This window comes from Endozoicomonas montiporae CL-33 (genome assembly GCF_001583435.1).
GTDB classification, from domain to species: domain Bacteria; phylum Pseudomonadota; class Gammaproteobacteria; order Pseudomonadales; family Endozoicomonadaceae; genus Endozoicomonas_A; species Endozoicomonas_A montiporae.
This window is the reverse complement of the sequence record NZ_CP013251.1, coordinates 2,057,831-2,075,975: the sequence shown is the minus strand read 5'-3', so window position 1 is coordinate 2,075,975 and position 18,145 is coordinate 2,057,831. Positions and strand designations below refer to the sequence as shown.

At 48.4% G+C, this 18,145-nt stretch carries 20 protein-coding genes and 2 pseudogenes; 7 read left to right on the top strand and 15 right to left on the bottom strand.

The annotated features are described in order from the left end of the window. Positions 1-15: 15 nt before the first annotated feature. The 9 genes from fdx to trmJ all read right to left on the bottom strand — a co-directional run bounded on the left by fdx (position 16) and on the right by trmJ (position 7,661). Positions 16-354 carry an ISC system 2Fe-2S type ferredoxin gene (fdx, locus tag EZMO1_RS09510; protein WP_034873031.1) on the bottom strand — a complete coding sequence of 113 codons (339 nt, stop codon included), beginning with the start codon at positions 352-354 and terminating at the stop codon, positions 16-18. Between the two features lie 2 nt (positions 355-356). Beyond that, positions 357-2,222, bottom strand: coding sequence for a Fe-S protein assembly chaperone HscA (gene hscA, locus EZMO1_RS09505; RefSeq protein WP_034873030.1), 1,866 nt, complete (start codon positions 2,220-2,222; stop codon positions 357-359). A 28-nt stretch (positions 2,223-2,250) separates the two neighbouring features. Further along, entirely contained in the window at positions 2,251-2,820 is a 570-nt protein-coding gene (hscB, locus tag EZMO1_RS09500; RefSeq protein WP_034873567.1) for a Fe-S protein assembly co-chaperone HscB, read from the bottom strand. Between the two features lie 119 nt (positions 2,821-2,939). After that, positions 2,940-3,263: an iron-sulfur cluster assembly protein IscA gene (gene iscA / locus EZMO1_RS09495; protein WP_034873566.1), complete on the bottom strand. Its 324-nt coding sequence runs from the start codon at positions 3,261-3,263 to the stop codon at positions 2,940-2,942. 54 nt (positions 3,264-3,317) lie between these two features. After that, entirely contained in the window at positions 3,318-3,713 is a 396-nt protein-coding gene (gene iscU / locus EZMO1_RS09490) for a Fe-S cluster assembly scaffold IscU (RefSeq protein WP_034873029.1), read from the bottom strand. A 74-nt stretch (positions 3,714-3,787) separates the two neighbouring features. Beyond that, positions 3,788-5,002: an IscS subfamily cysteine desulfurase gene (locus tag EZMO1_RS09485; protein ID WP_034873028.1), complete on the bottom strand. Its 1,215-nt coding sequence runs from the start codon at positions 5,000-5,002 to the stop codon at positions 3,788-3,790. Between the two features lie 62 nt (positions 5,003-5,064). After that, a complete protein-coding gene (gene iscR, locus EZMO1_RS09480; protein ID WP_034873027.1) occupies positions 5,065-5,541 on the bottom strand; it encodes a Fe-S cluster assembly transcriptional regulator IscR in 477 nt (158 codons plus the stop codon). Between the two features lie 439 nt (positions 5,542-5,980). Beyond that, the gene (gene cysE / locus EZMO1_RS09475) at positions 5,981-6,775 is read right to left on the bottom strand and encodes a serine O-acetyltransferase (RefSeq protein WP_034873026.1); all 795 of its coding nucleotides are present in this window, start codon (positions 6,773-6,775) and stop codon (positions 5,981-5,983) included. An 85-nt stretch (positions 6,776-6,860) separates the two neighbouring features. Further along, positions 6,861-7,661 (bottom strand): tRNA (cytosine(32)/uridine(32)-2'-O)-methyltransferase TrmJ, encoded by an 801-nt coding sequence (trmJ, locus tag EZMO1_RS09470; protein ID WP_236631936.1) that lies wholly within the window; start codon positions 7,659-7,661, stop codon positions 6,861-6,863. Between the two features lie 371 nt (positions 7,662-8,032). Here trmJ and EZMO1_RS09465 point away from each other — a divergent pair, with 371 nt between their 5' ends. Beyond that, positions 8,033-8,830 carry an inositol monophosphatase family protein gene (locus EZMO1_RS09465; RefSeq protein ID WP_420809932.1) on the top strand — a complete coding sequence of 266 codons (798 nt, stop codon included), beginning with the start codon at positions 8,033-8,035 and terminating at the stop codon, positions 8,828-8,830. A gap of 278 nt (positions 8,831-9,108) precedes the next feature. Here the strand turns inward: EZMO1_RS09465 and EZMO1_RS09460 are convergent, their stop codons facing one another. Further along, the gene (locus EZMO1_RS09460) at positions 9,109-9,318 is read right to left on the bottom strand and encodes a hypothetical protein (RefSeq protein WP_145912550.1); all 210 of its coding nucleotides are present in this window, start codon (positions 9,316-9,318) and stop codon (positions 9,109-9,111) included. Between the two features lie 96 nt (positions 9,319-9,414). On the opposite strand from EZMO1_RS09460, the pseudogene EZMO1_RS09455 reads away from it, so the two are divergent. Next, positions 9,415-9,672, top strand: a pseudogene (locus tag EZMO1_RS09455) (ATP-binding protein); the annotation flags it as partial. A 494-nt stretch (positions 9,673-10,166) separates the two neighbouring features. On the opposite strand, the pseudogene EZMO1_RS09450 reads toward EZMO1_RS09455, so the two are convergent. Beyond that, positions 10,167-10,571 (bottom strand): annotated as a pseudogene (locus EZMO1_RS09450) (RNA-guided endonuclease InsQ/TnpB family protein); the annotation flags it as partial. 167 nt (positions 10,572-10,738) lie between these two features. Here EZMO1_RS09450 and EZMO1_RS09445 point away from each other — a divergent pair. Continuing rightward, positions 10,739-12,166, top strand: a complete 1,428-nt coding sequence (locus tag EZMO1_RS09445) for a transposase (protein WP_145912468.1) — start codon at positions 10,739-10,741, stop codon at positions 12,164-12,166. Here the strand turns inward: EZMO1_RS09445 and EZMO1_RS25455 are convergent. Continuing rightward, entirely contained in the window at positions 12,163-12,906 is a 744-nt protein-coding gene (locus EZMO1_RS25455; RefSeq protein WP_082211707.1) for an RNA-guided endonuclease InsQ/TnpB family protein, read from the bottom strand. The genes EZMO1_RS09445 and EZMO1_RS25455 overlap by 4 nt on opposite strands. A gap of 258 nt (positions 12,907-13,164) precedes the next feature. On the opposite strand from EZMO1_RS25455, the gene EZMO1_RS09430 reads away from it, so the two are divergent. From EZMO1_RS09430 to EZMO1_RS09420, 3 genes are all read left to right on the top strand, one after another. Next, positions 13,165-13,476 (top strand): hypothetical protein, encoded by a 312-nt coding sequence (locus tag EZMO1_RS09430; protein WP_061509412.1) that lies wholly within the window; start codon positions 13,165-13,167, stop codon positions 13,474-13,476. Next, on the top strand, positions 13,473-13,658 hold the full coding sequence (locus tag EZMO1_RS09425) for a transposase (RefSeq protein ID WP_086936403.1): 186 nt from the start codon (positions 13,473-13,475) through the stop codon (positions 13,656-13,658). The genes EZMO1_RS09430 and EZMO1_RS09425 overlap by 4 nt, the downstream gene beginning before the upstream one ends. Before the next feature lie 184 nt (positions 13,659-13,842). Then, positions 13,843-14,796, top strand: coding sequence for a transposase (locus EZMO1_RS09420; protein ID WP_061509408.1), 954 nt, complete (start codon positions 13,843-13,845; stop codon positions 14,794-14,796). Between the two features lie 60 nt (positions 14,797-14,856). Here the strand turns inward: EZMO1_RS09420 and EZMO1_RS09415 are convergent, their stop codons facing one another. Continuing rightward, positions 14,857-15,324: a hypothetical protein gene (locus EZMO1_RS09415; protein WP_152557005.1), complete on the bottom strand. Its 468-nt coding sequence runs from the start codon at positions 15,322-15,324 to the stop codon at positions 14,857-14,859. A gap of 100 nt (positions 15,325-15,424) precedes the next feature. On the opposite strand from EZMO1_RS09415, the gene EZMO1_RS28075 reads away from it, so the two are divergent. Beyond that, a protein-coding gene (locus tag EZMO1_RS28075) for an IS1 family transposase (protein WP_420809906.1) occupies positions 15,425-16,182 on the top strand; the annotation gives its coding sequence in 2 pieces (ribosomal slippage) (positions 15,425-15,692 and positions 15,692-16,182; 759 coding nt in all). On the opposite strand, the gene EZMO1_RS26175 is transcribed toward EZMO1_RS28075, so the two are convergent. Together EZMO1_RS26175 and EZMO1_RS28070 are read right to left on the bottom strand one after the other, a co-directional pair. Further along, positions 16,170-17,168 (bottom strand): hypothetical protein, encoded by a 999-nt coding sequence (locus EZMO1_RS26175; protein WP_145912548.1) that lies wholly within the window; start codon positions 17,166-17,168, stop codon positions 16,170-16,172. The genes EZMO1_RS28075 and EZMO1_RS26175 overlap by 13 nt on opposite strands. 135 nt (positions 17,169-17,303) lie before the next feature. Beyond that, positions 17,304-18,061, bottom strand: a protein-coding gene (locus tag EZMO1_RS28070) for an IS1 family transposase (protein ID WP_420809906.1) whose coding sequence is annotated in 2 segments (ribosomal slippage) — positions 17,304-17,794 and positions 17,794-18,061 — 759 coding nt in all. Because the reading frame shifts where the segments join, the coding sequence is not laid out codon by codon here. Positions 18,062-18,145 lie beyond the last annotated feature (84 nt).

Sequence of the window (18,145 nt, the reverse complement as noted above, 5' to 3'; positions counted from 1 at the left end):
ATGAACAAGCGCCCCTTAATGACGCTCGGAAACCTGATTAATGGTGTACTTGGGAATATCAACCACCAGATCTTCATCCGCGACCACGGCCTGACAACTCAGTCGGGACTCTGGCTCAAGACCCCATGCCTTATCCAGCAAGTCGTCTTCCAGCTCGTCGGACTCTTCGAGGCTGTCAAACCCTTCCCGAACAATGACATGACAGGTGGTACAGGCACAGGATTTTTCACAGGCGTGCTCAATCTCGATGTTATTCTGCAGAGCAACATCCAGCACCGACACACCGGCTTCAGCTTCAACCACCGCTCCTTCCGGGCAGAGTTCATCGTGGGGCAGAAATACAATCTGAGGCATAATCAGGACTCCTCAAAGTCATCAATACTATGGCCGGACAGGGCCTTGCGGATACCCTGATTCATACGACGCGCGGCAAATTCTTCCGTCGCCTTGCTCACCCGTTCAATCTCGCGGGTAATGGCGTCAGCATCGTCACCCTGACGGGTCGCTTTCAGCTGCTCCATATCTGCCAGAACAGACCGGTATTCTTCTTCATTCAAGAGGGCTTCACCATCCGCCTGCATGGCGGCTACCAGAGCCTCCAACAGACGGTCCGCCTCGACCTGCTGCTCCAGCAAACGGCGACTGTTTCGATCATCCACCGCATGAGAATAAGAGTCTTTGAGCATACGGGCAATTTCATCATCCGTGAGGCCATAGGACGGCTTCACCTGAATACTGCTTTTGACACCGGTAGACATTTCTTCCGCCGACACACCCAGCAAGCCGTCTGCATCGACCTGGAAAGTGACACGAATTTTAGCACCACCGGCAGGCAGTGCCGGAATGCCACGAAGCTCAAAGCGCGCCAGAGAACGGTTATCCTTAATCAGCTCTCGCTCACCCTGAAAGACGTTAATGGCCATTGCCGTCTGACCGTCTTTATAAGTGGTAAACTCCTGAGCTCTGGCAACCGGAATGGTGGTATTGCGATGAACCACCTTTTCCATCAGGCCGCCCATGGTTTCCAGACCCAGCGACAGTGGAATAACATCCAGCAACAACATATCGTCGCCTGACTTATTCCCCGCCAACACGTCCGCCTGCAGAGCAGCACCGACGGCCACAACACGATCCGGATCAATAGACGTCAACGGTTGCTTTTTGGCAAAATCGGCAATACGCGAGCGAACCCGTGGCATTCGGGTCGAACCGCCGACCATCACCACCGCTTCAATATCTTTGGCTTTAAAGCCTGCATCTCTCAGTGCGCGTTTGAACGCTCGCAGGGTTCGGTCAATCAGCTCGTCAGCCAGCGCATTAAACGGTTGTGTGGTTAACACACCAGACCAGCCATTAAACGACACATCCACGCTTTCATGATCAGTCAATGCTTCTTTAGCACGGCGACCTTCCAGCATAATCTGACGATGCTGTTCATTCGTCAGGGTGGATTCATTCACACCAGCCTGAGCCAACATCCAGCCTGCAACCGCTTTATCGAAATCATCGCCCCCAAGCGCTGTATCACCACCGGTTGCCAATACTTCGAACACACCTTTTTGCAGACGCAGAATGGAAATATCAAACGTGCCGCCACCAAGGTCGTAAACAGCAATCAGACCTTCACCACCCTGATCCAGTCCATAAGCGACAGCCGCCGCCGTTGGCTCATTCAACAGGCGATAAACATTAAGACCTGCCAGCTTAGCCGCGTCTTTCGTCGCCTGTCGCTGGGATTCATCAAAATAGGCCGGTACGGTAATCACAGCTCCGTCCAGCTCGCCCCCCAGCGTTTCAGTGGCACGCACTGCCAGGGAACGCAAAATTTCAGCAGAAACTTCCACCGGACTGACTGCACCGCGGCGAGTTTCAATCAGAGGCATCTGACTTTCAGACTCGACAAAACGGTATGGCATCACACCACCCAGAGTCGATAGATCGTGCAACCCTCGCCCCATAAGACGCTTGACGGAAACAATGGTATCCAGTGCATCGCTGATCATATGTTGCTCAGCCTGCTGACCAACAGTGACACCCTGCTCCCCGTAATGCACGACAGAAGGCAGTATATGTTCACCCTGATGATCAGGCAGCGTATCCGCGTTGCCAGAACGCACCGACGCCACCAAGGAATTGGTTGTACCCAGGTCAATACCCACCGCCCTTTTACGCTGGTGCGGTTCAGGCGTTTGCCCCGGTTCGGAAATCTGTAGTAATGCCATTCTATTGCCTTATATCTGCAACTGGTCTTTAGCTATCAAGCAGCTCGGATTCCAGCTGTTCCAGTTCAGCCGCAAGCTTAACCATGAACTGCATCTTTCGTACAGTATCCTGTGCCTTTTTCATCGCATCGTCTCTGGCGGGCGCATCAGTACCGGCTTCGCTAGCAATCAGCCACAGCTGTTCAAAGGTACCAAACAGGGCTTCAATCCCTTCACCCACGTCATCAACCAGACGCTCCAGTTCTGATTCAGGATCAGCATGATCGCGCATTTCTGATATAGCCTCGCGCAATTCCATCTGTTCCATCAGAAACATCGGATCCATCACCGTATTGTTTTCAAGATCAACCTTATAACCCGCCTGATCCAAAAGATATAACGATCTTGTCATAGGCGACTTCAGCGTTTCATAGCCTTCGTTAACATAGGCCGCGTATTGAATAGCCAGTCGCTGTTGACGGTCGTCAGCACCGGCAAAACGATCAGGGTGTACGGTTTTCTGAAGTTCCCGATACCGTTCCGACAACAGTGACAGATCAACCTGACAGGCAACAGGAAGCTGAAACAGTTCAAAATAGTTCTTCGATATATCAACCACGGCGATGCTTGTTCCAAATGGCTTCGGGAGTGGCAAAAAATGCTGCTATCCGGAAGTAAGAATTTAGAGGGGATAAAACAAGAAACCCGACCTGAGAAAAGGCCGGGTTAACTATAAAATCAGACGTTGAAGCTTTCACCGCAGCCGCACTCACTGGCGACGTTAGGATTATTAAACTGGAAACCTTCGTTCAAGCCTTCTTTCACAAAGTCCAGCTCGGTACCGTCCAGATAAACAAGGCTTTTCGGGTCAGAATGAATTTCCAGATCCTGACTGATAAACATGCTGTCTTCGTCGGCTTTTACATCGACAAATTCCAGCACGTAGGCCATGCCGGAACAGCCCGACGTACGAACAGCCACCTTGATGCCAACGCCTTTACCGCGTTTTTTCAACTGATCCCTGATATGCCTTGCTGCGGCAGCGGTCATGGTGATCGCCATGAAATACTCCAACTAAAATTAACCGCGACAGGTTCCGCCTGTCACTGCGGTGAATCAGGCTGCGGATTCACCGTCATGTTTACTACGATAGTCATCCACTGCCGCTTTAATGGCATCTTCAGCCAGTACCGAGCAGTGAATCTTGACTGGCGGCAGTGCCAGTTCTTCCGCGATATCGGTGTTTTTGATCTCGGATGCCTCTTCCAGCGTTTTGCCTTTCATCCACTCTGTTGCCAGAGAGCTGGAAGCAATGGCAGCACCGCAACCGTAAGTTTTGAAACGGGCGTCTTCAATCACCCCTTCCTCACTCACCTGAATCTGCAGACGCATCACGTCGCCACAGGCGGGTGCACCCACCATGCCGGTGCCGACATTTTCGGCCTTGTCATCAAGCTTGCCGACATTACGAGGGTTCTCGTAATGGTCTTCCACCTTTTTACTGTAAGCCATGGTTCTATCCTCCCACCCTATTCTGCGATGATGCGGTTCCGGTCATTCAGGCCGGAGCCGGCACCGAAACTCACTTAGTGTGCAACCCACTGCACAGATTTCAGGTCAACGCCGTCCTTGTACATGTCCCACAGAGGCGACAGTTCACGCAGCTTAACCACTGCATCCTTCACCTGGGTAGCGGCATAATCCACTTCCTCGGGTGTCGAGAAACGCCCGAAGCTGAAACGCAGGGAACTGTGTGCCAGTTCATCATCCAGCCCCAACGCACGTAACACATAAGAAGGTTCCAGACTGGCTGAAGTACAGGCGGAACCCGAAGAAACCGCAACGTCTTTCAGCGCCATGATCAGGGATTCACCTTCCACAAAAGCGAAGCTGATGTTCAGGTTACCAGCCACTCTCTGCTCCAGACTGCCATTGACGTGTACTTCTTCCATACCCTCAAAGTGGTTCAGGAAACGCTGACGCAGGCTCAGGCAATGTTCATGGTCTGTGACCATTTCTTCTCTGGCAATACGACAGGCTTCACCCAGCCCAACAATCTGGTGTGTTGGCAAAGTGCCGGAACGCATGCCGCGCTCGTGCCCACCACCATGAAGCTGGGCTTCCAGACGCACACGGGGTTTACGGCGCACATACAACGCACCAATACCTTTGGGTCCGTACATTTTGTGGGCAGAAACAGAGAGCAGATCGACTTTCACAGCGTTCATGTCCAGAGGAATTTTACCCACACTCTGGGCAGCATCCACATGGAACAGAACCTTGCGGGCTCGAGTGACTTCACCAATAGCCGCAATATCGTTGATTACGCCGATCTCGTTATTGACATGCATCAGGCTAACCAGAATTGTGTCATCACGCAGGGCGGATTCCACCATTTCCGGAGTAATAATGCCGTCCGCATCCGGATCGAGGTAAGTGACTTCATAGCCCTCACGCTCCAGCTGACGACAGGTGTCCAGAACCGCTTTGTGTTCGATTCTGGAGGTAATAATGTGCTTGCCTTTTTTGGCATAGAAGTGAGCAACACCTTTAATCGCAAGGTTGTCTGACTCGGTCGCACCGGAAGTCCAGACAATTTCGCGGGGGTCGGCACCCAGCACGTCGGCGACATTGCGACGTGCATCTTCCACGGCTTCCTCGGCCTTCCAGCCAAACACATGCGATCGAGAGGCAGGGTTGCCGAAGTTACCTTCAGCAACCAGGCACTGACTCATTTTTTCGGCGACACGAGGATCGACCGGTGTCGTTGCTGAGTAGTCAAGGTAAATTGGTAGTTTCATCCCGTACATCTCCAGGCGTTTCACACGCTCCAGGCTGTCGTATTATCCCTGTGAAAACAGCATTACAGCAGGCTGTTAATCACACTCTTGTTGTCCTGGCCCTGCTGTTCGTCCTGACGAACAGCGACATTTTGAACTTCTCTTTTTGCGACAAGATCAGCCAGACTGATATTGCCAAGAAACTCGTGAATCTGTTTGCTCAGGTCATGCCATAAATGGTGCGTCAGGCACTTGGCACCCTGCTGACAACCACCGTCGCCATGACAGCGGGTTGCATCAACGGATTCATTCACCGCATCAATCACCTGAGCCACGTAAATGGCTTCACAGTCACGACTGAGGCGGTAACCCCCACCCGGCCCGCGCACGCTGCACACCAGCTCGCTTCTGCGCAGGCGAGAGAACAGCTGCTCCAGATAGGAGAGTGAAATACCCTGACGTTCGGAAATGTCAGCAAGGGCTACCGGCCCCTGATCCGCATGCAGCGCCAGGTCCAACATGGCAGTTACGGCATAGCGTCCTTTTGTGGTCAATCGCATGCTGGATTCTCACTCTCAATAAGCTGGTTATCGTCATCAGCACTATCTTTGCTTTGCGCTATCTTTGCACTATCTTTGCCCGATCATTTGCTCGAAAATCCTGCCCAGCTTACAAGCCTTTTGCAGGGTTCCGGTCGGCTGATTCATGCATCTGAAACACAACCTGACGGTAGCATTTAAGCGGATTATGAAATACCTGAGTAAAACAGTCAAGTATTAATAGAATTCTAGAAAATATTGGAGAGAAGCAAACAGGAGTGAATTAAAAAGAGGTTTATTTATAGCGGCAGGCTATTTTATACAAGTCCACAGACTTCGTCATCACCGATCAACTTTAAACAGCCCGAAGTCATTAATCTGGATCAAGATACCCGACTGCAGAGACAAACCAGAGCCTGCCAGACTTAAATCCAACAGGTCTGAGATTTATGAGCGACAGCTACGCCTCTGCCTGCTCCCGACTTTTCAAAGAGGCAAAATCCTCATCTTTCAACTCGGGGATAGGATTCATATCACCGCACAACTCGCGATCCTCAAGCACCTTGCAGATTTCCAGCATTCTGTCGTCCATCGCGTGCAGATGATCCAGCATGGCGGTAATGGCATTCGACGTCGGATCCGGCATATCTTCCGTTACCGCATAAGCATCAAAGCCTATTTTTTCAGCCATTTGCTGGCGGCGGGAATCGATTTCCGTGCGTTTCTCAACAATGCGCCCGGGAATGCCGACAACAGTCGCACGCGGTGGCACCTCTTTTACCACCACAGCGTTTGATCCAACCTTAGCCCCCTCACCGACGGTAAAAGGCCCGAGAATCTTGGCACCGGCACCCACTACTACGTTATTGGCCAGTGTCGGATGCCGCTTACCCTGATTGACCGGATGATCCTTGCCTTTATTGGGCGAGGTACCGCCCAGCGTTGCTCCGTGGTACAGGGTGACATCGTCGTGAATAATCGCGGTTTCACCAATCACCACCCCCATACCATGGTCAATAAAGAAGCGTCGCCCGATGGTCGCCCCGGGGTGAATTTCAATACCGGTAAACCAGCGACTGAACGTTGAAAGGCTGCGACCCAGCCAACAGAACCCGGCATTCCACAATCTGTGGGCAACGCGGTGCATCAACAGCGCGTGCAAACCGGGATAATTCGTCACCACTTCAAACGTCCCTCTGGCGGCAGGGTCACGCTGCATGACGGTTCTGATGTCTTCTTTGAGTCGCTCAAACATAATTCAATCGTCAGTCTTGTTCCTGTTACTCTTCACAGCATCGCTAAGGAGCTACTTATAACAAGAAGCTACTTATAAACAGCTTCTATGCATCTGTTGAAGAGTGTTCTGAAGATTCCTTCGCAAATTTACCGGTTTCGGACAGAATGCCGCGCAGGATGCTCAGCTCCACCCGATCCGGACGAATGCGTCCGTACAGTCGTCTCAATTTCGCCATGATCTTCTCATGACTGCTGTACTCAAGAAAGCCTATTTGTACGAGTGTTTCATAAAGATGCTGATAAAACCGCTCCATATCGTCCTGAGAAGCATGCGTCATCTGTTTGGTTTTGGGCACCTCAACACCCCCCTGACGAGCCAGATGCGTCATCCGCAACTCATAAGCCATTACCTGAACCGCCGCTCCCAGATTCAAGGAGCTAAAGTCAGGATTGGTTGGAATATGCACCTGCAAATGACAACGCCTTAACTCTTCGTTAGTCATCCCCCGGTCTTCCCGGCCAAATACCAGCGCCACCTGCGCCTGTTCGGCTTCATCCAGAATCTGACTGGCACACGCCTTCGGCTCAACCAGGTCCAGCGACACACCACGCACACGGGCACTGGTGCCCACAACAAACTCACAACCGGCCAGCGCCTCATCCAACGTCTCAACCACTTTTGCATTGGCAAGAATATCGTCCGCACCGGATGCCAGAGCAGTGGCATGACCGGAAGGAAAATCGGCCGGCCCGACGAGTACCAGCTTGCTGAGCCCCATCGCCTTCATAGCCCGGGCAGCCGCACCGATATTACCGGGATGAGTGGTATTAATCAGGACAATGGAAATATTATCGAGAGCCAGCGAGCCGTTTACTGCCGGCTCGTTCACAACGGAGTCGTTCACTACAGACCATCTCCTTTTTAATCCAGAAGGGGTTCTGAAAAGCTGCCTGTTGCGCCGACAGCTTTCAAAGCCAAATCCGGCAGTTTACCGGAAAACCCCACAAATAATGAACAATAGGTTTGAATTAGTGGTGCATTCTTCTTTATAATCCGCGCACTTTTTCGCGTAGCTTTCTTTGCATGAGCTCTGAACAAGCTCTGAACAAGCTCTTAACGAGTTCCTAGACAGTTAATGCATGTGATATGAAATCAGAGTCAGTCTGTCACTGGCTCGAAGGTACCGGGGGCTACCCCTATGGCAACTTCTTCCGATATTCATATTCGATCTTTCACATTTCAGATGTAATCCAGCCTATGCAACCGATGGTAAACATGGCGCTGCGCGCCGCTCGCGCCGCTGCCGAAATTATTGTTCACGCTTACCGTGATCTTGAGAGCCTCAAAGTTGAAGCGAAAGACCGCAACGACTTCGTTACCCAGGTGGATCGCGCTTCTGAAGAGATGATCATCTCCTCTCTGCGTAAAGCGTACCCGGACCACGGTTTCTTCGGTGAAGAAAGTGGCCACACTGAAGGTAAAGGTGAAGGCAAGGATTACCTCTGGATCATCGACCCTCTGGACGGTACCACTAACTTCATCCGTGGTATCCCTCAGTTCGCTATCTCTATTGCCTGCCAGTACCGCGGCCGCATTGAGCACGCTGTTATTCTGGATCCAATCAAGGACGAAACCTACTGCGCCAGCCGTGGTCAGGGCGCAACCCTGAACAGCAAGCGCATTCGTGTAACTGATCGTCGTTCCATGGAAGGCGCTCTGGTAGGTACCGGTATTCCTTTCTCCGGCAACAACCTGAACTACCTGGACGGCTACCTGAACATGATGCGCGCCATGCTGGGCGATACCGCCGGCATCCGTCGTTGCGGCGCTGCATCTCTGGATCTGGCTTACGTGGCTTCCGGCAAGCTGGACTGCTTCTGGGAATTCGGTCTGCAGAACTACGACATGGCAGCAGGCTCCCTGATCATTCAGGAAGCAGGCGGCCTGTGTGGTGACTTTATGGGCGGTCACGACTTTCTGGACAAGAACCAGATCGTTTGTGGTAACCCTAAGATCTTCAAAGAAATGCTGAAGCGCATTCGTCCGTTTGTTGCGGAAGGCATGGGGCGCTGAGTAACAGCCTGACCAATCTGTGCTTTTTGCTGTCTGGCAACCACGATTTCAGACAGCAAAAGCATTAATGTCTGGAGTTACGCACCCTCTACGAATCATCAAGGTTTCCGAACGAGGTCATTACACTCTGTAGCCCTGATTCCTTCGCTTAAAGTGCGTAACATCAGTTAATGTATTGCATAACACTGATTACCAGGCCCCAATACATGCACCCCTACTCTAGGAGGCTCTGCGAATAGGAGGCTCTGCGAATTCCTCCACGACCACAACCAGACTCGTCACCACCCCCCCGGACGACGATCAAACTTCGCCCCGTTCCAGTAATAATATTGATAGTCTGGATGAGTACGGGTTACCGGTTTAAACTCATGATTTCCAGAAAGTCGCTCCGGTAACGAGTATTCACCTTGCAAAACTGAAGGCATAATAAAGATAACTACTGCCACCTCAATCAGACTGAGCAAACCCATCTCATCATGGCTGCTCACGGAACCGTACTTGAACCTCTCAGCTCATAAGGCTCTTCTTATACAACCGCTGACACACAGCCAATACGCCAGTGTGCCATTAACCTTGGAGCCCTTTTGGCAATTCTTCCCAGACAACGCGAAGCTCGCCACTTTCGACTTATAACTCGCCGTTACGAAAAGGCAAGCATCATCCTGACCTCGAATAAAAGCTTTGTAGACTGGAGTGAAATCTTTGGTGATCAGGCCATAGCCACAGCGATACTTAACCGGTTGCTGCACCAGGCAACCACTCTGAATATCAAAGGTGAAAGCTACCGTCTGAAAGAAAAGCGCAAAGTCGGACTCCCTAAAGGTACTACCACCAAAAAATAAATCTGAAAACCACAGTGAACCTAACCTTTTGAATGCGGTTCAAAAGTATCGCTGAAAACGGGTCATCTCAAACCAGTGGAAGAAAGTCATTTCAAAGCGGAGTTAACCGCAGGAAGAGAACCGCACCCAAGGGATTCTCAGATACTTCCAATATCAATCACCCAGCTGGTCAGAAAATGGGTTAATGCCAAAGATATAGTCCTGAGGCATCGTGGTAGCCTGTTTTGACATCCTCCCCGCCCTGAAGAGGCTGTCGCAAAAGTCCTGAAAACGCGAAGTATTAAAACTTCGTCGTTCCTGCGCAGGGAACCCACCATAAATAGTGGATCTCCGTCTTCACGGAGATGACGATTGAGAGTTAATTCCGTCATTCCATTACTTTTGCGACAACCTCTGAAGGACGGGGATTCCTATTCGTCACCAAATAGGGCTCCTGTTTCAACACGCTTTCCCTAGATGGTTGCTTACGCAGCCATCCCCGTTCCAGTCGCTCCTCAGGCTAACCCTGCCAGTCCGGCGGTTTTTATATTCATGGCTGCCGCTATGTCTCTGTCCCAGTGGGTTTTACACTCGGGGCAATCCCATTCACGGATTGATAGCGGCATACTTTCATGGACGAACCCGCAACCCGGACAACGCTTTGAACTTGGGAAGAATCGGTCTATCTGAACGACCTGCCTCCCCGCCCATTCAGCCTTGTACTGCAACTGTCGGACAAATTCGCCCCAGTTTGCATCAGCTATATGCTTTGCCAGCTTCGGGTTTCTGATCATGCCTTTCACATTCAGGGACTCTACACAAACAACTTGGTTCTCGTTTATGAGTTTGCGGGATGCTTTGTGGGTAGCTTCCATCCGGCAGTCAGCGATCTTTGCATGTACACGGGCAACTTTCACTCGATGCTGCAGTTTTTGATATTTGAGGGAGAGCAGGAAATGGCAGGGTGGCATAAGAGCAGACTACTACTGCAGCTCCGAATTCAAGCCTTGCGAGATTCCATCATAGCCACAGCAGCAGGTTGGAGGTAAGATCTCATAGGAACTTAATAACCGTCAAGTGTCGTATCTTGCTAATTCGCCCATTACCCGTTGTCACTGCCTTTCTGGATGCTTTGAATGATTCGCTCAAGTCCATCAATTCCTCTGCGCAGTTGAGTAGATCCCAGAAAGTGGCACTGGGCGTTTTTATCATGGGAATCGTGGTAACTAAAACTATTAACTGGGCTGCTTTTGAGCGCAGAAGCTTAGGCAGATTCAAAGCGACCCGTCTGTGCTGGATGTTTTATCAAGCAGAAATTGCATGGCAAAGCCTGCTACAGGCCAGCGTCAGAAATATTCTTCTACGCTATGGAATACAAAGTGGAACCCTTGCTATCGACGATACAGGAAAAAAGCGCACTAAAAGGACTTCAAAAATCGACGGTGCCCATAAGATAAAAGACAAATCAACAGGTGGTTATTTTAATGGGCAGGAACTGGTGTTTATGGTGCTCGTTACTGAAGTAGCTACCTTTCCAGTAGGGTTTCGCTTTTATATTCCTGACCCTGAGTTATCTGCATGGAGGAAGAAAGACAAGGCGCTCAGGAAGCAAGGCATTCAGAAAAAAGAACGACCGAACCGTCCTGAGCCAGATCATGTTCGTTACCCCACCATGCAGTCGTTGACGCTGGTTATGCTGCAAGAATTTGTTGATTCGTTTCCCAACATTACGATCAAAGCAATTCTCGCTGATGCACTGTATGGCACAGGAGACTTTATGGATAAGGCTGCGGAAATAACAGGCGGAGCCCAGGTTGTCAGCCAACTGCGCTCGAATCAGAAAGTATCCAACCGAAACCACTCGGAAGCGACTCTCAAAGCTTACTTTTCGCGCCAGAAAGGCGCTGAAACTCAACTCATAATACGCGGTGGCAAAGAAGAGCAGGTCACGATGCTGGCTGCTCGGCTGTATGTTAAGGCTCATGGGAAAAGACGTTTTGTTATTGCCCTGAAGTATGAGGGTGAAGAGGATTATCGCTATCTGGTGGCTTCAGATATGTCATGGCGGCATACCGACATAGCCAGGATTTACACCTTGAGGTGGTTGGTCGAGGTTTTCATTCAAGACTGGAAAGCTCATTGTGGCTGGAACAGGTTGAGCAAACAGCAAGGTGCTGACGGATCGCAGCGCGGCGTGATCCTGAGCCTGCTGTGCGAACACATGCTGTTACTGCACCCTGAGCAATTCGTCCTACTGAAAAACAAACAGGCCGGAATGCCCGCAGGCTGTCTGATCGAACGCCTCAATGCAGAAGCCTTGCTTGCTACGGTGAAATCAGTGGTTGAATCGGAAGATCCAGATACCGAGCTTAAGGCTCTGGCCTTAGCCTTAGAGCATACTTTGCCCAAGCGGGAGTCGAGCAGGCATATGGCTGGTAGAGACCTGGGAGAACAAAAGGCAACTGACTCACTCAAAGCACACGCCCGGAAGTTTAAACTTTTAGATGCAGCTTAGAATCGAGATAAATACGTTACTTGTTTAGGTAAAACTGCAGCATCGAGTTTCAGTTTTGCTTTGGCTCTGTTGCTGCTGCCTTTCTGCTTTTTCGCCAATTTACGCTGAAGGTAGGCGAGCTTTTGCTCGTAGCATCTGGTGTGCCTCGGATTACCGGATTTTTCGCCGTCTGATGTGATGAACAGATCATTCAAACCTAAATCAATACCCACTGTCTTTTTACTAATGGGCATTGGTTTAGCTTCAAACTCATACAGCATGGAAACAAAGTACCGTCCGGCTCTGTGTTTGCTGATGGTGATACTGGAAGGTGCTGAAGGCAGCTCACGGCTCCACCGGATATTCAGAGGTTCTTTGCTCTTGGCAATGAATAGCTGCCCGTTTTTGTATTTGAATGCCACCTTGGTCAGCCTGATACTCTGCCTTGAATGTCTTTTCTTAAACTTTGGGTACTTAGCTCTGCCAGCCCAGAAATTCTTGAATGCTTCCTGCTGATCTCTGAGAGTCTGTTGCAGGATGACACTGGAAACATCGGTTAAAAATGGAAACTCAGACTTGAGTGATACAAGGCGTTTTTCAGCTTGAGCATGAGAAATACTGGTTCCATCTTTGTAGTAGGCATCAGTGCGATAACGGAGAGTATTGTTATAGACAAAGCGAACACAACCAAACGATTGAGCAAGTAATTTTTCCTGCTCAGGGGTTGGATAGAATCGGTATTTGTAGGCTCGCTTAGGAATCGTCTAAAAATAACTTCCCGATTTGCTGCAATCATCAGCCAGTAATGGCTTGAGGTAAGCGATAGTGAAATAAGGAACTTATTTTCAGACAAATCCTTAGTCATATTTACAGTATCTCTCAACATCTGTAACCAAAACAAGTATCGAGTATAGGCAGTCTTTCAGACTGCGAGCTATCCATCCCCGCACTAAAGAGGGTGTCGCAAAACCCACTACAAGCCGGTAATCTGGATATAAAGTAGCTTTACCGGCTTCAGTATGACAGCAAGACCGCAAATCAAGATTAATACAGCTCCACAGCTCGATATTTTTTCAGGTGCAGCCAGTAGTCCGGATCACAAAAAACACGATAAGCCCAAAGGATCAGGCAACAAAACAGACAAACGACGTTTTGTTGCTCCCGACCCCAACGGCATCACCCTTGGCAACACTAACCTGAAAGAACACCTTGAGCTAACTGGTCAAAAAACACCTTTTACTGTTGCATCCCTTCTTGATGAGCAAGACTGGTCAGATTTTGAGCAAAGATATGCCTCAGAAGGTCGCCTCCTTATTCACCCCGTAACATGATGGGTTTGATTCTCTATGGCATTATGCAGGGCATTACCTCGCTGAGAACTCTGGAGCGACTAGCTCGTGTTGATCTTGGCTGTATGTGGGTTACCGGTGGGATTTTTCCAGACCACGCCATTATTGGTCGCTTCATCAATATGCATAGCAAGTCCATGGGCGGTGCATTTTTGAAAGCCTGACACGAGCCGTCCTCAAAAAGACGAACTCTGATGGTAGCTGTCTGGCTGGTGATGGAACGGTCATAGAAGCCGCCTGCTCAAGCTACAACCTGATGAAGCAGGAGGCTGCACAACAGGCTCATGAAACAGCACCAAAGCAAGCTGACAACCATCCAGACTGTCCTGAAAACAAAAAAAACTGGAGATGGCCAGCAGTACTCTCGAAGCAGTTATTGAACGCAACGAGAAGCGAAAAAAGAATGGTAAATCAGGAAGTGCTGTCGTTAGCCCTACAGAGCCTGAAGCCGTTGTTCAAAAGATGAAACGGGGGCGAGGTTATACAACGGGTTACAAACCATCCGTGTTAGCCAATAACAAGCGGGTGGTACTGGCTCAGGCTGTTGATCCCACCAATGAAACAACTGTCGTAAGTCCAATGCTTGATCAGTCAATGCAGATCACGGGCAAACCAGTAGATGAAATGCTTCTGGATGCTGGTTACTTCAATGATGAAGTCATTTCAACCAGTCTGGAACGCGACATCAGCCTGCTATGCCCTGAGGGTAAAGAGCCAGGCAAGCCCAAAGAATCCAAAAAGTTCCAGAAGGGACATTTTTATTATGATGAGACTAATGACGTTTATCGTTGCCCTGCAGGAAAAGAGCTGGTTCTCATCGGGCAGATAAAGGGAAGCATTCGCACAAAAGAGCAAAAGATATATGGCAATGGACCGTGTGAAGGTTGTCCTCTCAAAGATCAGTGTACGACCAATAAGAAAGGGCGCCGCATAAAACGCTATGCGATGGATGATGCCAAGGATGCACTGAGGCAGGTTATGCAGCACCCGAAAGCTAAAAAGTCTTTCAGCAAAAGAAAGGCGATGGTTGAGCCTGTCTTTGCCTATTTACGGGATATACAGGGGTTAAACCGTTTTCGTCGCAAGGGGTTGGAGAAAGTTAAACTGGAGTTTGGCTTACACCTGCTGGCCTATAACCTGAGCCGGGCTGTAAAAGCCAGTTTTCAAGCTATTTTCAGGTACAACAGGATTCTCTGGTTGTACTTTGAGCGGTATCGGCCATTTGACAGAAAATGGGGCAGCTGGGAAAGAGATCCAGTGAAGCGTCATTCTTTGCAGAGAAAAGTGCTTCACTGGGTTTAAATTTTGGCTTTTAAGACACCCTCTAAAAGTACGGGGCTTTTCACTCAATCCGGTAAAAATTCAGGGATTAAGATTATGTCTCTTTTTCCAAGAATCCCAAGCGCAGTACATTACTCCAATCAAAATAGTTACACCTACCCCCCCCAAAGTCGCCCAAAACACCTTCATGTTAAATTTCGTTTCTTCTTGATTGGAATTGGGGAAAGAATAATTGTGATCTTCGTACACATATTCAGGCTTTGTATGAATTTTGGTTAACTGATGAATCCCGGAATCATCAATCCCGTATTCTAATAAATACCCATTTTTACCACTGAATGAGAAGTAATCGGGCTTCAGGTCAAGATTTACTGTTGCCAGAATCTCCCCTTCTTTATTTCTGACAATAATCTGAGTGCCGACATCTTCGGGAATTGCTGCTGAGGCATCTGGCATTATCCAGGCTGTTGAGGACAATGTTGGTGAAGAGAATGTCGGTGAGGGTGAAGGGATAACAGTTGTATAGGTCATTCTAGTCGCATCAGACATTGAAACCGATGTTGCTGCATCGGTAGTGGCACAGTTCTGTGATTCTAGCCCTGTCTGCTAAAATACGACATTCGGCAACTTTGAAAAATGCGGTTTAAAAATGTGCCTTACGCAAGTCCTCTGTACAACATGTGGCAGTAACCAAGTTCGGCCTTTCGGATACAGCACTCATGATGTTCCACGATACTATTGCTGTAATGACAAATGTGAAATCAAAACCTTCATGCTTGAATATCGCTACAAGGCCTGTGAGCCTGGCGTTAAAGAAAAAATCATCGATATGGCAATAAATGGCAGCGGAATCAGGGATACAAGTAAAGTACTCGGAATAAGCAAGACAACAGTAATAAAGACTCTAAAAAAAAAGAAAGCGGTCTGGTAAAGGTCAACCCAAATATTCAAACTATTGATCTCAAGTCAGATGCAATTATTCATGTAGGGCTTGTCTGCCAAGAGGCTGAGCTAGATGAGCAGTGGTCGTATGTTCATGATAAATCGAACCAACGCTGGCTTTGGTATGCTGTTGATCACGCTACAAATACCGTGCTTGCTTATGTTTTCGGAAAACGGAAAGATGAAGTTTTTAAAGAACTCAAAACACTTCTGAAGCCATTTGGTATTAATAAATTTTACACCGATGATTGGGGAGCCTATGAGCGACACCTTGATGAAAACATGCATATTATTGGTAAAGCAAACACTCAGAAGATAGAGCGTAAAAACCTTAATTTTCGGACTTGGATTAAACGGTTGGCCAGAAAGACAATTTGTTTTTCAAAGCTCGAAAAGATGCACGATATTGTTATTGGATTATTGATTAATAAAGTTGAGTTTGGGGTCAATATTCACGCGATATAACAGTTCTGGCCCACTACCGCTGCATCTATCGATATCCAGGCTACTTCAATAGAATATTCCTGTTCCTTGTCCAAACTAAGGATCGGTCTGAAGAGTTTAAAATCAGGCCTTTTTGACATCAAATCCCACAACCCGGTTGCATTACGGGAATTCACAGTAGCGTTTGTAAACGTGTCATTAAGAGATTGACCTGAATGGGGTGTTGAAGCTGTGCTGTTAATAGCAGTACCATTGATTGCAGTATCTGGCTCGTCAGGTCTACCTAAAACGTCCCGCAAAAAAACGGGTGCAGGCGTTGCACGGGAATCAGCCACATTAATAACCCTATCCTCATCCTCTTCATAGTAACCAAGATACAGTTTCGAAAAATTAGTCGCCTGTTCCATTAAAACCAGATGGAAGAAGGTCTTTGAACGGCCCCCCCTGATCTTATAGTAGAGAAAATCTGACTCTTTAGCCTGAAACCGGACTTTCGACTCAATTTTTCTGATTGGCTGACTTCCCCGCACAGTTTTACCCAGCGGATTAACGGAAACGAATATTTTCTTAGGCGTGGTCATGGAAAAACCTTTCATGAACCTGTCAAGTTTAACCATGGTGCCTGATAATGACTTTATATAGCTTGTCACTCCCTTGATCGCCCGGTATCTATTACCTCCAACGTTATGAAAAACAAGAGAGCCTTTTTTATAGCTGCTTTTTCCTTTGGAGCCACCACCGCCCCTGGAACTTCCTTTGGAACTTCCTTTGGAACTTCCTCTGGAACTTCCTTTGGAAGAGCTTCCGCCTCTCCCTCCACCTCGTGCCGCCCTTTTACTTCTTTCAGAAGCAGCGGTTTCAGGCTCTTGATCATCGTACAGAGCACTCAACAAGCCATCAGCTTCAGCCTCATCATTCGCTTCGGCCTCAGCATTTACAGCCCAGAGAGAAGAAGAAAACAGAGTCAAGACCAAAAGCAGCCTGCAATGTATTTTTATGGAATTCATAAACCAGACTCAGGTTGGTTGAAAAGATGGATACCCGACAGAACAACTTGTCAGCAATTCCCGACCTTTATCAAAAGCCCCCAGCTATCAGGCTTTAGAGCGTGATAAAAAAATCTGGGTAGTGGGCCAGAACTGTTATATCGCGTGAATATTGACCCCAAACTCAACTTTATTAATCAATAATCCAATAACAATATCGTGCATCTTTTCGAGCTTTGAAAAACAAATTGTCTTTCTGGCCAACCGTTTAATCCAAGTCCGAAAATTAAGGTTTTTACGCTCTATCTTCTGAGTGTTTGCTTTACCAATAATATGCATGTTTTCATCAAGGTGTCGCTCATAGGCTCCCCAATCATCGGTGTAAAATTTATTAATACCAAATGGCTTCAGAAGTGTTTTGAGTTCTTTAAAAACTTCATCTTTCCGTTTTCCGAAAACATAAGCAAGCACGGTATTTGTAGCGTGATCAACAGCATACCAAAGCCAGCGTTGGTTCGATTTATCATGAACATACGACCACTGCTCATCTAGCTCAGCCTCTTGGCAGACAAGCCCTACATGAATAATTGCATCTGACTTGAGATCAATAGTTTGAATATTTGGGTTGACCTTTACCAGACCGCTTTCTTTTTTTTTAGAGTCTTTATTACTGTTGTCTTGCTTATTCCGAGTACTTTACTTGTATCCCTGATTCCGCTGCCATTTATTGCCATATCGATGATTTTTTCTTTAACGCCAGGCTCACAGGCCTTGTAGCGATATTCAAGCATGAAGGTTTTGATTTCACATTTGTCATTACAGCAATAGTATCGTGGAACATCATGAGTGCTGTATCCGAAAGGCCGAACTTGGTTACTGCCACATGTTGTACAGAGGACTTGCGTAAGGCACATTTTTAAACCGCATTTTTCAAAGTTGCCGAATGTCGTATTTTAGCAGACAGGGCTAGAATCACAGAACTGTGCCACTACCAAAAT

Excerpts from the sequence above, each read along its gene's own strand:
- EZMO1_RS09420 (WP_061509408.1), top strand. The coding sequence starts at position 13,843 with ATGGCCAGCAGTACTCTCGAAGCAGTTATTGAACGCAACGAGAAGCGA.
- EZMO1_RS09415 (WP_152557005.1), bottom strand. The coding sequence starts at position 15,324 with ATGTCTGATGCGACTAGAATGACCTATACAACTGTTATCCCTTCACCC.
- iscU (WP_034873029.1), bottom strand. The coding sequence starts at position 3,713 with ATGGCTTACAGTAAAAAGGTGGAAGACCATTACGAGAACCCTCGTAAT.
- EZMO1_RS09425 (WP_086936403.1), top strand. The coding sequence starts at position 13,473 with ATGATGGGTTTGATTCTCTATGGCATTATGCAGGGCATTACCTCGCTG.
- fdx (WP_034873031.1), bottom strand. The coding sequence starts at position 354 with ATGCCTCAGATTGTATTTCTGCCCCACGATGAACTCTGCCCGGAAGGA.
- EZMO1_RS09485 (WP_034873028.1), bottom strand. The coding sequence starts at position 5,002 with ATGAAACTACCAATTTACCTTGACTACTCAGCAACGACACCGGTCGAT.
- iscA (WP_034873566.1), bottom strand. The coding sequence starts at position 3,263 with ATGGCGATCACCATGACCGCTGCCGCAGCAAGGCATATCAGGGATCAG.
- EZMO1_RS09430 (WP_061509412.1), top strand. The coding sequence starts at position 13,165 with ATGACAGCAAGACCGCAAATCAAGATTAATACAGCTCCACAGCTCGAT.
- cysE (WP_034873026.1), bottom strand. The coding sequence starts at position 6,775 with ATGTTTGAGCGACTCAAAGAAGACATCAGAACCGTCATGCAGCGTGAC.
- EZMO1_RS26175 (WP_145912548.1), bottom strand. The coding sequence starts at position 17,168 with ATGAATTCCATAAAAATACATTGCAGGCTGCTTTTGGTCTTGACTCTG.
- iscR (WP_034873027.1), bottom strand. The coding sequence starts at position 5,541 with ATGCGATTGACCACAAAAGGACGCTATGCCGTAACTGCCATGTTGGAC.
- hscA (WP_034873030.1), bottom strand. The coding sequence starts at position 2,222 with ATGGCATTACTACAGATTTCCGAACCGGGGCAAACGCCTGAACCGCAC.
- EZMO1_RS09465 (WP_420809932.1), top strand. The coding sequence starts at position 8,033 with ATGGCGCTGCGCGCCGCTCGCGCCGCTGCCGAAATTATTGTTCACGCT.